Source organism: Collinsella sp. AM42-18AC (assembly GCF_003467965.1).
GTDB lineage: Bacteria > Actinomycetota > Coriobacteriia > Coriobacteriales > Coriobacteriaceae > Collinsella.
Genome location: NZ_QSFY01000009.1, coordinates 12,706 through 25,909, shown reverse-complemented (window position 1 = coordinate 25,909; position 13,204 = coordinate 12,706). Strand labels below are relative to the sequence as shown.

Below are 13,204 nucleotides of genomic sequence, written 5' to 3'. Positions count from 1 at the left end.
CCCAATGTCCGGATAGCGCTCCCGCATTGCTGCAGACAGTCCTGCGGGTGTTTCCCGCAGGCCCACCAGGCTGTTCGTGCCCGAAAAACCCAGTTCGGCGGGTTTCGCCTCCCCACGGGGTCAAAGTCTGCCGACTCGCCCGCGGATCTTCGTGCCCGCGCCTCTATCAAGTGGTAAAGACCCTACCACGTTGCACTTTACCAAACAAGAGTATTCGTATATAACGTTTAAAAAATGCAGCATCATGCTAGAAACAAGGGTGCCACAATCCTGCGTCACAATAGGTGTCAACCGAGTCGTCCCATGAAAGGAATCCCTATGACCGAGCTCCAAGAACTCCGTCGTTATCGTCGCGACTTGCACCGCATTCCGGAGCTCGACTTCGATCTTCCGCAAACCATCGCCTATATCGAGGGCGTGCTCGCTCCGCTCGCCTGCGAGGTGACCCATCCGTGTCCCAGCTGCGTCTGCGCTTTCTTCGATGCCGGTACGGGCGCCGCGCATGCCACGGCGATTCGCGCCGACATGGACGCCCTGCCCATCGCGGAGGCATCGGGCGCGGCCTTTGCCTCGACGCATCCCGGTAAGATGCATGCGTGCGGTCACGACGGTCACATGGCCATGGCTCTCGCGGTGGCAACCTTTGTCGACCGTACGATCCGTGAGCGGCCGGGCGCCATTAAGCGCAATGTGCTCTTTGTGTTTCAGCCGGCCGAGGAAACGACCGGTGGTGCCAAGACGGTGTGCGAGAGCGGCGTGTTCGAGCGTTACGGGGCGGATCGCATCTTCGGCTTCCACGTGTGGCCCGATCTGCCCGCCGGCACGTTGGCGAGCTGCTCCGGTCCGCTGCTGGCGCGCTCAAGCGAGACACACATTCATATTCACGGGACGAGCATCCATATCGCTAAGACCTATGGCGTTCCGGTCGAGGAGTCGCACGATACGGCGCTGGCGGCTGCCAAGTTCTTGGTTTCCGAGCGCGAGCTCATGGACGAGTTGGGTGCCGACGAGCCCTGCATTGGTAAGTTCGGCCTGCTGCGGGCCGGCACCGTCTGCAATGCGGTGGCGGGGGAGGCCCATGTTGCTGGCAGCCTACGTGTGTTTACGGACGACATGTTCGACCGCGCGCGCGAGGGCGTGCGTCGCGTGCTGGACGATGCCTGTGCCGCAACGGGCTGTACATATGACCTCGATTTTGCCGAGGGCTATCCGCCAGTCGATAACGACCCCGAGCTGTTCGCCCACATTGCGCCTGCCTTGTCCGAGCTGCAACTTGTGGACGAGCCGCTGCTAATTGCCGAGGACTTTGCTTTCTATCAGCGCCATCTGCCGGGCGTGTTCTTCTTGCTGGGCACGGGCGTGCCAGAGGGACAAGAAAACCCGAGCGATTCGGATGACTGCCCCGCCTATGCCACGAGCGCTCTGCATACCGATACCATGCTCTTCGACGAGGAAATCCTACTCAAAGGCCTCGATGTCTACAAACGATTGCTTTTGCTTGACTAAGGCGTGAAGGACTATTTGTTCTAGAAAATACGAACAAACGTACGATATAATAGAGATGTAAGTCTATAGAAACGTTTGACGTTACTAACGTAAGGCGATACTATGATTGCATCGTATAAAGATGAGGATACCGAACGCTTTGCCATGGGTGTGCGGGTCAGGAGGTTCGTGCCCTTTGAGCGTGTTGCGTTGAGGAAGATTCGCCAACTGCAGGTTTGTGCTTCGCTTGATGATCTTCGCGTTCCACCGGGCAACCGCCTGGAAGCTTTGAAGGGCGATCGTGCCGGTCAATATAGCATCCGTGTTAACGAGCGCTATCGGGTCTGCTTTGAGTGGAGACAGGAGATGGCTTGGAATGTCGAAATCGTCGATTATCACAAGTGATGAGACTTCGGCCGATTTGTTGTCGCCGGTGACTCCTGGTGAGCTTCTCAAAGAGGAGTTTCTTGTTCCCATGGGCATTTCTCAATATCGCCTTGCGAAAGAGACCGGGATTCCGGCTCAGCGTATCGGGCAGATTGTCTTGGGAAAACGTCGCGTGACGGCCGACACCGACCTCCGTCTTTGCCGTTATTTTGGCCTGACGGATGGTTATTGGCTGCGCGCTCAGGTGGCGTTTGACCTTGAGGCCGAGAAAAGGCGGATTGAACCGGAACTCGATAAGATCGTTCCTGTTCAGCAGGCCATCGCACTGTAGTGCTCAAAGATGATGGGGGGGGGTGGCGATGAGGCGACGCCGACAGTCTGCTGTATATAGTCCGGGCGGTTGCGGGTGCGGCTTGCTGCTGCTCCCGGTTATTGCTGTGAGTATAGGCGTGATGTTTGCACTTGCTGGGCTGGCTGCGGCGGCACTCGTACTGTTTATCACTGCCATCGGCGTGACGATTTGGCTTTATCGCAGTCGTGAACAGCGCCGCGCCGACGGTAAGACCAATGTAGGATGGATTGTCTTTTTGGTCATCGCCTACCTGCTGAGCATCAGCTATTTGGCCTTCTTTATCCTGTTGCTTGTGAGCACCTTTACTGGGGAATCCGTCACGGTGGGTTGATGCGCTGCCAGCAGACGGTCGCGCAAAGTGCGTTTGCTCGGCGTTTGGATAACTGCATTGGCCGTTTACCGCAGCCTTAGCTCTCAGCTAATGAATTCAAGTTCAATCCTTTCTACGATGTGCTGTGTGCCGGCGCGGTAGCCGGATCGTAGGAAGGATGAATAATGGCAAAAGAGGGAAAGAAGCCGATCGGCAAGATTGTCCTAGGCGTCATCGTGGTGCTGGTTATCGTCGGTGCCGTGGGCTCTATGGGTGGCAATTCAACCGATTCGTCTGCGAGCGATTCGGCAAAACCTGTCGAGGCGACACAGCAGGCTGAGGAGCAAAAAGAACCGCAAGAAACGTATACCATTGCTGATGAGGCTGAAGACACCTCCAATCAGTTTGCCTATAAGATCACGGGCACGCTGACCAATAACACGGACAAGGAAAAGAGCTACATTCAGATTGAGTATGTTCTGTATGATGCCGATGGCAACCAGGTTGGAACGGCTCTTGCAAACACCAATCATCTGAAGGCGGGCGGCTCCTGGAAGTTCGAGGCGCTGGGTACGGTGTCTCCCGACCAGGTTGCTAGCTGGGAGCGTTCGGACGTAAGCGGTTTCTAGCATGTTGCATGCACTGGGGGAGGTGAAGTCGTATGCCCGATAAAAAGCTGACCGAGGAGTTGCTCAATGAGCTTCTCGATGCGCCGAACATCGATGGCTATATCAGGGAGCACGACTTTGCCGCCCCGTCGCTTTCGGACTACCTGAAGCAGCTGCTGCAGGAAAAGGGCTTGGAGCGCTCGCGCGTGGTTCGTATGGCCGATCTCAATGAGACCTTTGGCTATCAGATCTTTACCGGTGCGCGTCACCCGAGTCGCAATAAGGTGCTGCAGATTGCCTTTGCGATGGCGCTAACGCTCAGGGAGACCAACCGTGCGCTGACGGCTGCCGGGGTAAGCGTCCTTAACTGCAAGGATCGCCGTGATGCGATTATCATCTTTTGCATCGATCGCGGGTGTAGCCTCCAAAAGGTTAACGAGGAGCTGTATCGCTTTGGTGAGGAGACGGTGAGTTAGCGGCTGATATCTGAGCCGGTGGGGCTGCCGAACAACGATGCAAGCGAACGGGGCGCGGATGCCATGGGGTGTCTGCGCTCTGCGCTATGATGGAGGCTATGGATACTCAGACCACAGCATATTCCGATGACGAGCTGACCGCAGCGCTTGCCGAGCACCTGGCGTCGCTCGGTCGCGACGACAGCTATCGCGTGGAGCGTGTACTTAAGCGCTCGTCCGTTGAAACAACCGAGCTCGTGTACTTTGAAGGAACCGGCGGTGGTTCGCTCGGCCCCTTTGTCCGTAAACGCATCGATGCTTCGGCTCAAATCGGCGGGGCATACGAGCGTCTGTTTGCCGCCCAGCGGGCAGGCAGGCGTTTTGAGCACCTGCCCAGAATCGTCGATTGTCGTCGTGTGGGCGACGAGCTCAACGTGGTTATGGAATACATCGAAGGGGAGACGCTCGGGGCGCTGGTGGACCGTCTGGGGGCTACCCCCGATTATGCGCGCGAAATGTATCCTGCCCTATGCGATGCCGTGGGCGAGCTCCACGCCGGTTTTGCAATGGCGGGGGAGACGTCGGCGCCGGTGATCCATCGCGACCTCAAGCCGTCGAATATCATCGTGACAGGTGCCAACTATACGCTTGATGACGGCCTGACGTTTTCATCGCTGGTGATTATCGACTTGGGGATCGCGCGCGTATGGCGCGACGGCGCCGATGCCGATACCGTCAAGTTTGGCACGCGACCCTATGCGCCGCCCGAGCAGTATGGGTTTGGGCAGACGAGCGTGCGAAGCGACGTCTACGCACTTGGCGCCCTGTTATTCTTCTGCTTGACGGGAGTCGACCCTAAACCAGGGCTCGACATGCGCGAGCAATGCGAGGCGCACGGCATTCCCACTCCACTTGCCGATGCCGTCTGCATGTCGATGGCGCTCGACCCGGCCAAGCGTTTTGCGAGCGCGGAAGTGTTGGGACGGGCGACGCGCGCGGCATACGGTCTAAGTCGCCCCGTGCGGCCTCCTGCGCCTGCGCCTGTCCGTACTCCGGCCTCGGAGACGGTGTTGACGCCCCAAGGGCTCCAGAACCCCGCAGGGCTTCTTAGGCCTGCCGCCTCCGCTGCATGCGGTCTGCTCTCTCGCGTTCCGGAGTCTCTGGGGCGCATTTGGAATACGCTCGTCTGCTTCTCGCTGCTTGTGTTTTTTGCCGGAAGTCACTTTGCCGTCTTTCACCCCACGGGAGCAAACCAAAGCTACCCGACGTGGCTTCTCATAATCGAGTATTTTTTCTTTGTCGATGGCCTTATGGTGCTTATGCATTTTGCGCTGCTCGATAAGCGCCGTCTTCGTTGGCGATTCGCACTGCTCGACAGCTATCGCGGCAAGAAACTCGCGAAACTCTGGCTCAAGGCATTGGGTGTGCTGCTCCTATGCATGATCGTCATAGTCGCGGTTGCCAATGCGACCGGCGTCGTCGATACCTCCGCTACCTAAAAGAAAAGGGCCCCATTGGGGCCCTTTGCAGTTGCACCTAGATGCGGTTCATCTGAGCGGCGACTTTGTTGTACCAGTCCTGCCACGTGGGCGGGCAGTACTTTTTGGCCGCTGCCGGGGTAAGGGTGGAGCCGTAGTTGGCGCCCAGATAGGCAACGTGAGCGGAGATGCCCTCGCTCCAGCTGCCAAAGCTGCGCCAACCGCCGCCACGGGCACTCCAGCCCCAGGCGTTGTAAGAATTGGCGCAATAAGCACCCTTGGTGCTCTCGATGCAGGCGATGGCGGGGGACCAACGGGGGTCGACACCGGTATTCCAAGCGGCGACGGCAAAGTTATAGCCCTGGCCTGCCATGGGGGAGCCGGCGAGATAATTGTCGATGCGGCTCGTCCACTCATTAATGAACGAATCGTAATCGGAGTTACCGGTATTGGCGTTGTTCACCGTGGTGTCGATGGTGGTGTTGGTGTTGGTGGCCTGGCTGCTGGAATTGCTGCCGCTTACGCCCTCGCCCGAGAGCTTCTCGGCGGCAGCGGCCTTATCGGCCTCAAGCTTGGCAAGCTCGGCGGCATTTTCCTGCTCGGCTTTTGCCTGTGCCTCGCTGCGGAGCTGCTGGGCCTGAGCCAACGCATCCTCGGCGTTTTTCTGCTCTGCCTCAAGCTGAGACTTGGCCTGCTGGAGCTCAGCCTTGTTTTGCTCGAGTTCGGTTTGCATGTTATTGAGCTGTTCGATCTCGTCGACGCTCGAGCTCGTGATCTGGTTGGTGTATTTGCAGGTCGTGATGAACTCACCCAGGCTCTGCGCATTGACCAGGAAGCTCACGATGGGATTGGTACCCTTCTGATACTTGTACAGATCGCGCATGGCGGAGCTTGCCTTGGCCTGCTGCTCGGGAAGCTTAGCCTCGATTTCCTCGATGCTCGCCTCATTGGAGTCAATCTGCTTTTGCAGGTCATCGAGTTTGGTGCGGGCGTCGTTGTAGGCGCTCGTGGCGGCTTCGATCTTCTGCTGGGCTGCGGAAAGCTGGTCCTGCGTTGCCTGCGAGGCGGCATACGCCGCAACGGGGGAGAGCATCGGCGTGGCCGTCAGCGCAACGGCGAGCGCGGCGCTCGTGATGATACGAGCCGGCTTCGACGCAATGAGCGCTGCGGTGCGATGATTCGAATGCTGCATCCAGTCCCTCTGCAATCAATCGTAGGTTATGGTTCGAACGGTATTCTACTACTGCTTTCGACCTCAACTTGAACCTTAAAGGTTCCAAAAGGTCAAGTTGAACTTGAGGCTTGGCTTTGACCTGCAGTTATGATGAATTGTTGAGAAACCATAGAGTTCAACTTTAACGTTACGGAACCCTGTTTGAGAGGAGTTTTGGGCTGTAAAAGCTATCTCAACGTGGGGTTTTACAACTACAGCGTGCCCTCTTGACGAGCCAGCTCAATCTCTTCGAGGGCCTTGGCAGGGGTGAACGAACAGGTGCCGTCGCCGAGTTTGACCACCTGGATTTCGTCGCCGGTATGGACCTCTCCGCCCTTTAGTACCACGCCGAAAACGCCCTCGTGGGGAAAGATACAGTCGCCGGCGAGATAGTAGATGGCACAGCGGGTGTGGCAGACCTTACCGATCTGACTGATTTCGACCAGGGCATCGTTGCCAATCTTGAGCTGCGTTCCCAGGGGGAGCGAGGGTAGATTGATGCCTTGCGTGGTGAAGTTCTCTCCAAAGTCACCCTCGTGTACGTCGAGCCCGCGTGCCTGCGCCGTCTGGATGGACTCCGCGGCTAAAAAAGAGACCTGGCGGTGCCAATGTCCGGCGTGCGCATCGGTAGCGAGGCCAAATTGCTCGATGACGGTGTCGCGTCCATCGGCGACGGGCGACTTGCGAGTGCCTTTGTGCTCCGACGTGTTGATTGAGACGATACGGGCAGGCCCGTTGTAAGCATCGTTTGCGGTGCGTAGGGGAGCTGCCGTCTGGGCACGATCCGCAAGTTCGCGCTTGGCGGCGTCAATGATGGGGTTGTTGATCGGATGAGCCTGGGGCACGGTGCACCTTTCGACGGGGCGGGCAACATGTTGAATCCTACAACAATGGTAGGTTCATTGCCCGTTGTCATACAACGGTGAGCGCCGTCTTCGTGCTGGCCTTCGTGCTGGACGATTACGTCGATTGCCATAGATACGGTGGAGCTTTGGGCGCCGGCGGTTTGGCACGCTAGAATAAATCAGTTGCGCAAAGACCGCCCGTTGTGTGGGCAGTTCATGATAGGAAGTTTCCATGGCATTGCAGTTTACAGAGCGCGAGTTTATTCCCGTGCTGCTCGGTGGCGACATCAACGCCTATTCGGTGGCGCGCGCCTTCTACGAGGAGTACCAGGTCAAGAGCCTGGTCTTTGGCAAGTACCAGACGGGTCCCGCGTACCGCAGCCAGATTATCGACTACACGCCCAACGTGGATATCGATACCATGCCCGTGATGCTCAGGACCGTCAACGGCATTGCCCAAGCGCATGCCGATAAGACGATTGTTCTTGTGGGCTGTGGCGATAACTATGTTGCCCTCGTGGCTCAGGCCAAGGATGCCCATGAGTTGGCGGATAACATCGTCGCGCCTTACGCTCCCTACAGCATGCTTGAGCAGTGTCAGAAGAAGGAGATCTTCTACGAGCTGTGCGAGAAGCATGGCGTGCCCTATCCGCATACCTTTACCTTCACCATGGCGATGCTGAACGCCCAAGGCGAGGCACCTGCCGAAGTGCTCGACCAGATCGATTTTCCCTACCCGATGATTCTGAAGCCTTCTGACGGCATCATGTGGTGGCAGCACGAGTTCGAGGGCCAGAAAAAGGCCTATGAGATTGCCGACCGTGCCGAGCTGGAACAGGTCATTCGCGACTCGTATGCCAGCGGCTACACCGACGACCTGATCTTGCAGGATCGCGTGCCCGGCAATGACGAGTACATGCGCGTGCTCACCAGTTATTCCGACCGCAACGGCAAGGTGCGCATGATGTGCCTGGGTCACGTGCTGCTCGAGGAGCATCAGCCTCACGGTGTCGGCAACCACGCCTGTATCATCACCGAGCCCAATGACGAGCTCATGGGCGGCGTGCGCAAGTTGCTCGAGGACCTTCACTTTGTGGGCTATTCCAACTTTGACGTTAAGTACGACGAGCGCGACGGCTCGTTTAAGTTCTTCGATTTCAACACGCGCCAAGGTCGCAGCAACTACTACGTCACTAACAGCGGCTTTAACGTTGCCAAGTATGTGGTGGACGAGTATGTGTTCAACCGCCCGTTTGAGCCGGAGTTTGTGACGGCGCAGGACGAGGCGCTGTGGATGGTCGTTCCCATGGGCGTCGTCGACAAGTACGTCAAGGATCCCGAGCTGCGCGCTAAGGTGCATCGCCTGGACAAGGAAGGCAAGGGCGCCGACCCTTCGTTTATGAAGGGCGACTTTGTCTTTAACCGCTGGCTGCGCATGTGGCACACCAAGCTGCGCCACTTTAAGCTGTTCAAGACGTATTACAAGTAGATGAGTGCGGCGCCCGTCCGGTTTACATCGGGCGGGCGCGGGTATGATACGCGCAATTGCGCAAGCGTCACCAAGGAGGCGGCGATGGAAAAGCTGGGAGTTATCGGCGGCATGGGCGCCGAGGCCACGTCGTATTACTACGACCAGGTGGTGCGCCATACGGCTGCTGCCTGCGATCAGGAACATATCGACATGGTGGTGCTCTCCAAGTCGACCATGCCCGACCGCACGCTTGCCATTAAGACCGGCGAGCATGCCAAGCTGCTGGCGACCATGAAAGAGTGTGCCCAGGCACTCGAGTCGCTGGGCTGTGCGCACATTGCCATTCCCTGCAACACGTCGCACTACTTCTACGACCAGATCCAGTCGTTTACGAAGGTGCCGATTATTCACATGCCGCGTGAGTCGGTGCGCTATGCTCTGGCCGGTGCGGTGATGGGGGAGTGCGAGTTCGACCCCAACCTGAGTATGCCGGCCGAGCCGGTGCACAAGATTGGCATCATGGGCACCGACGGAACCGTGGGCGCGGGCGTCTACGGCCGCGAATGTAAGGCTGCGGGTGTTGAGGTCGTCTATCCCAGCGAGAAACGTCAGAACGATGTGATGTCGCTTATCTACGATGATGTGAAGGCCGGACGTGAGCCCGATATGGATAAGTTCGACCGCGTGATGTGGGAGTTCGCCCGTAGCGGCTGCGACCGCGTCATTCTGGCCTGCACCGAGCTATCGGTGCTGCAGAAGTACCGAGAGATGCCCGAGATTACCCTCGACGCCATGGATGTCCTGGTGCGCGAATCCATCATCCGCAGCGGCGCCCCCTACCGCCTCTAGCTTCCGACCTGCCAAAAAGGGACAGGTTTATTTTGGTAGGTTTTATCTGGTGAAACAGTAAAGGCCTCGGCTCGTTTTGGTGCGAGCCGAGGCCTTTTGCGTTGGGCGGTTGCTGTCGGTGGTGAACTAGAACAGGAAGCCGATGGCGATGAGGGCGATACTGACGATGAGCACGGCAATGTCCAGGCCCTTGATGGGGTAGCGCTTGTACGAGCTGGCGCGCGTGCGCAGACAGAAGCCGCGCTGTTCTGCCGCCAAGGCTGTGGCATCGGTCTTGCCCACGCTCGAGATGAGCAGTGGCACGCACAGTGGCAGCATGAGCTTAAGCTTCTTGATGGGGTTCTTGGTGTCGTACTCGACGCCGCGTGCGGTCTGCGCCTCCATGATGGCGTTCATCTCCTGACCAAACACCGGAACAAAGCGCAGCGCCGTGGTAAAGGTGAAGGCATAGCGATACGGCACGTGCAGCACCTCGACGCAAGCGTTGGCAAGGTCGTTGAGCTTGGTCACCATGAGCATGAGGATGAGTGGCAGAGCCACGCCTAGCAGGCGCAGGCAGGCCTTGGAGCCGGTGATGAGGCCTTCATCGGTGACAAAGCTCCATACCACGTTGCCATCGCGCATAAAAGCCAGCTGCAGCACCAGCATGATGAGCGCGAGTGGAATCAGTAGCTTGAGCAGCGCGAGCAGGCGGTCGACGACGCCGGCGTAGGCTCCCAGCGCGAGCGTGAGCGCCAAAAAGCCCAACAATGCCACATAGGTGTCGGACAAGAAGATGCCGATGATGATGGCTGCGGCGAGGCCCAGTTTGATGACGGGGTTCAGGCGGTGCAGCAGTGTGTCGCCCGGCATGTAGTCGATGACGTTAACCACGGCAGACCATCTCCTCGGTAATGCGAACGATATCGGTGACCTCGCTCACCTGCGCAAAAGCGGGCGAGACGGAAGATGCCAGACGGCGCGAGAGTTCAATAACCTGGGGAGGCTCCACGTAGGCACGCCGCATGAGATCGATGTTCGAGAATAGCTCGTGCGTGCGGCCGCGGTCGAGGATGCGACCGTCGGCCATTACCACAATGCGCTCGGCAAAATCCGAAACGACTTCCATATCGTGGCAGACCATGATAACGGCGCAACCGCGCTCGGCCATGGTGCGCACCGTTTCCATGACGGTCATGCACTCGCGGTAATCAAGGCCGCTCGTGGGCTCGTCGAGCACGACGATCTTGGGCTCTACGACCACGACAGAGGCGAGTGCCACCATTTGTCGCTGGCCGCGCGAAAGCGAGAAAGGCGCCTCGTCGGCCGGCAAGCCAAAGCGGTCGATGACGAGCTGGGCGCGACGCAGAGCCTCGGCACGGTCGATGCCGGCAAGCTCCAGGCCAAAGGCGACCTCGTCGAGCACGGTGTCCTTGCAGATCTGGCGGTCGGGGTTTTGGAAGAGGGTTGCGACTTCGCGGGCGATGCGGCTCGTGGGAACGGCCGCGGTATCCAGTCCCGTGACGCGCACGCTGCCCGAGGCGGGCTTAAGCAGGCCTGTGAGCAGCTTGGTGAGCGTGGTCTTGCCGGCGCCGTTTTGGCCGACGATGCCCACGAGCTCGCCGGGATAGAGGGTCAGGTTGAGGTCGTGGACGGCGGCGCCGCCATTGGGATAGGCAAACTCAACATGATCGAAGGCGAGCACGGGCTCGGCGTCCTTGGCGTGCGGGCGCAACGACGGTGCGTGCGGTGAGCCGGCGGGTGCCTGATTGTCGCTGCTTGCGTGTGCGGGGTCGACGATGCCCGTAATCAGGCGCTCGGCCTCATCAACATCCAAACAGGGAGTGCCGCTGGCCAGGCCATCGGCCTCGAGGCTGTTGAAAATGCGCGTGACACGCGGGCAATCGACGCCGATGGTGCGGAGCTCATCGGCGTGCGCGAAGACCTCGTGCGGCTCGCCCTGTAGCGCGATTTCGCCATGATTGAGCACGAGCACGCGGCTGCAATACTCCGAAAGCAGGGCGACCTTTTGCTCAACGACGACGATGGTGATGCCGAGTGCACGGTTGGCCTCACGCAGGGTCTCGAAGACCAGCGTGGAACTGGCGGGGTCGAGCGCCGCGGTGGGTTCGTCGAGCACGAGCACACGCGGACGCATGGCGAGGATGGCGGCGATGGCAACCTTTTGTTTTTGGCCGCCCGAAAGCGTGGCGATCTCGCGGTCGCGCAGGTCGCTGATGCCGACGGTCTCGAGCGTCTCGCTCACACGTTGCTCGATCTGGTCGTGGGGAACGCCAAAGTTTTCCAGGCCAAAAAGCATCTCGTCCTCGACGACCGAGGCGACCATTTGCGTGTCGATGTCCTGCAACACGCTGCCGACGATCTGCGACACATCGGTGAGCGAAACTTCACAGGTGTCGCTGCCGTCGACAGTGACGGCGCCAAAAAACGTGCCGGTGTAATGGTGGGGTACGGCTCCCGACAGGCAGGCGGCAAGTGTGGACTTGCCGGCGCCCGAAGGTCCGATGATGCCGATGAAATCTCCCTTGTTCACGCTGAGCGAGATGTGACTGAGCGCCTGCTCGGTCTGCGTGCCATAGGAGAACGAGACATCGTCGACGTTGATGATCGTTTCCATGGATACCTTTCATAGTCATTGGGGACGTTCTTAAATGACTAGTCGTTTAAGAACGTCCCCAAGAGCTCGTTGTTTGGGACAGTCTTTGTTGGTGGAGTGCGGAGACGGCTTTACGAGGGGCCCCAGGTTGGCGCGAAAGAGGAGCGAAGCGTACTTGGGTACGCGAGCGACGAATGAGCGCCAAGATGGGGTGGCTCATAAAGCCGAGCGGGTTAGTTGAGCTTCAGGGCCTTCTGGATGGGCAAGTAGAGGGCGCCGACCAGAATGGCGTTAAAGACGGCGGTCATGGCGACGACGGGCAACATGGCGGCGGCGAGCTCGCCGACCACGCCGAGCATGGCCATCTTGATGACCATGAAGATGACACCGGAGACAAAGGTGGTCAGGAAAGTTGCGACAATGGCAATCGCGGGCTTGACCTGACCGTTCTTGCCGGCGGCGTTGACGATGCCGGCCATGAGCATGGCGGCGATGCCCTCAGCGGCAAAATCGACGAACGGCGAAGTAGTGGTGATCTGGATCACGGCAGCCGAGATGAGGCCAATGACGAGCGCCTGGCCGATGTTGGGGCGAACGACCAGGATGGTGAGGCAGAAGGCCGAGATGATGAACTCGGGGCTGATCATGCCGCCCGAGATGCCCGAGATTGCCTTGCCGACGGTGAAGTTGAGGATGAAGCCGGCGGCGAGCAGGATGGCGAGCAGGACGAGGGCGCGGACATCGAGTTTGCCGCGGTCGGCGGTCTGGACGGTGCGGGGCTGGGCGGCGGTGGTGTTCTGAGACATGGTGAAAATCCTTTCGGAATGGGAGTGCAAGAGAAAAGCGGAGGCGCGTGATGCGAATGCGATCGGGCTCGAGATAGAAAAAAGGCCCCCGGTCGAAACCGGAGGCCTTCCAATCACCTAGAGCGCAAAAACAGGCGTGAGGGACTCACTGTCGACCGATCGTATTCGCATCACGCCACCACCAGTTGTTGAGAGAGTTCATCGTGTTCTTCATGTTGGTGGCTCCTTTCGTGATGCCGTGGCGCGGTCGCACCTAGTAGCTGTTGCGCTGCACTATAGCACAGCGAAGTGTGTGCGGGGAAATCTTTTTTAAAAAGATTTCAGGCGGGTTTCCCGCCGGTCAAAAGAG

Annotated in this window: 14 protein-coding genes and 1 riboswitch; of the genes, 9 read left to right on the top strand and 5 right to left on the bottom strand. The window is 58.8% G+C overall.

The features are described 5' to 3' along the window. Positions 1-5: 5 nt before the first annotated feature. Positions 6-174, bottom strand: a riboswitch (Lysine riboswitch). A 144-nt stretch (positions 175-318) separates the two neighbouring features. From DW913_RS06475 to DW913_RS06445, 7 genes are all read left to right on the top strand, one after another. Continuing rightward, complete coding sequence (locus tag DW913_RS06475; protein ID WP_117797989.1) at positions 319-1,506, top strand: amidohydrolase; 1,188 nt, start codon at positions 319-321, stop codon at positions 1,504-1,506. A gap of 102 nt (positions 1,507-1,608) precedes the next feature. After that, positions 1,609-1,890, top strand: a complete 282-nt coding sequence (locus tag DW913_RS06470) for a type II toxin-antitoxin system RelE/ParE family toxin (RefSeq protein WP_006234335.1) — start codon at positions 1,609-1,611, stop codon at positions 1,888-1,890. Beyond that, positions 1,862-2,203: a HigA family addiction module antitoxin gene (locus tag DW913_RS06465; protein ID WP_050766086.1), complete on the top strand. Its 342-nt coding sequence runs from the start codon at positions 1,862-1,864 to the stop codon at positions 2,201-2,203. The genes DW913_RS06470 and DW913_RS06465 overlap by 29 nt, the downstream gene beginning before the upstream one ends. 121 nt (positions 2,204-2,324) lie before the next feature. Next, positions 2,325-2,555, top strand: coding sequence for a hypothetical protein (locus tag DW913_RS06460; RefSeq protein ID WP_117797988.1), 231 nt, complete (start codon positions 2,325-2,327; stop codon positions 2,553-2,555). 164 nt (positions 2,556-2,719) lie between these two features. Then, complete coding sequence (locus DW913_RS06455) at positions 2,720-3,163, top strand: FxLYD domain-containing protein (RefSeq protein ID WP_117797987.1); 444 nt, start codon at positions 2,720-2,722, stop codon at positions 3,161-3,163. Positions 3,164-3,195: 32 nt separating this feature from the next. After that, positions 3,196-3,618, top strand: a complete 423-nt coding sequence (locus DW913_RS06450; protein WP_117797986.1) for an XRE family transcriptional regulator — start codon at positions 3,196-3,198, stop codon at positions 3,616-3,618. A gap of 98 nt (positions 3,619-3,716) precedes the next feature. Further along, positions 3,717-5,096 carry a protein kinase gene (locus tag DW913_RS06445; RefSeq protein ID WP_158566208.1) on the top strand — a complete coding sequence of 460 codons (1,380 nt, stop codon included), beginning with the start codon at positions 3,717-3,719 and terminating at the stop codon, positions 5,094-5,096. A 37-nt stretch (positions 5,097-5,133) separates the two neighbouring features. Here the strand turns inward: DW913_RS06445 and DW913_RS06440 are convergent, their stop codons facing one another. Both DW913_RS06440 and DW913_RS06435 read right to left on the bottom strand, forming a co-directional pair. Further along, positions 5,134-6,267, bottom strand: a complete 1,134-nt coding sequence (locus DW913_RS06440; RefSeq protein ID WP_117797984.1) for a glucosaminidase domain-containing protein — start codon at positions 6,265-6,267, stop codon at positions 5,134-5,136. Between the two features lie 233 nt (positions 6,268-6,500). Next, on the bottom strand, positions 6,501-7,133 hold the full coding sequence (locus DW913_RS06435; protein WP_199580788.1) for an MOSC domain-containing protein: 633 nt from the start codon (positions 7,131-7,133) through the stop codon (positions 6,501-6,503). Between the two features lie 232 nt (positions 7,134-7,365). On the opposite strand from DW913_RS06435, the gene DW913_RS06430 reads away from it, so the two are divergent. Then, a complete protein-coding gene (locus DW913_RS06430) occupies positions 7,366-8,622 on the top strand; it encodes an ATP-grasp domain-containing protein (protein WP_099431498.1) in 1,257 nt (418 codons plus the stop codon). Between the two features lie 84 nt (positions 8,623-8,706). Then, positions 8,707-9,453, top strand: a complete 747-nt coding sequence (locus DW913_RS06425; protein ID WP_040358337.1) for an aspartate/glutamate racemase family protein — start codon at positions 8,707-8,709, stop codon at positions 9,451-9,453. Positions 9,454-9,579: 126 nt separating this feature from the next. Here DW913_RS06425 and DW913_RS06420 read toward each other — a convergent pair whose 3' ends face one another. The 3 genes from DW913_RS06420 to DW913_RS06410 all read right to left on the bottom strand — a co-directional run bounded on the left by DW913_RS06420 (position 9,580) and on the right by DW913_RS06410 (position 12,855). Next, positions 9,580-10,326, bottom strand: a complete 747-nt coding sequence (locus DW913_RS06420) for an energy-coupling factor transporter transmembrane protein EcfT (RefSeq protein ID WP_117797983.1) — start codon at positions 10,324-10,326, stop codon at positions 9,580-9,582. Beyond that, entirely contained in the window at positions 10,319-12,070 is a 1,752-nt protein-coding gene (locus tag DW913_RS06415; protein WP_117797982.1) for an ABC transporter ATP-binding protein, read from the bottom strand. The genes DW913_RS06420 and DW913_RS06415 overlap by 8 nt, the downstream gene beginning before the upstream one ends. Before the next feature lie 212 nt (positions 12,071-12,282). Then, positions 12,283-12,855 carry a hypothetical protein gene (locus DW913_RS06410; RefSeq protein ID WP_117797981.1) on the bottom strand — a complete coding sequence of 191 codons (573 nt, stop codon included), beginning with the start codon at positions 12,853-12,855 and terminating at the stop codon, positions 12,283-12,285. Positions 12,856-13,204: the final 349 nt, after the last annotated feature.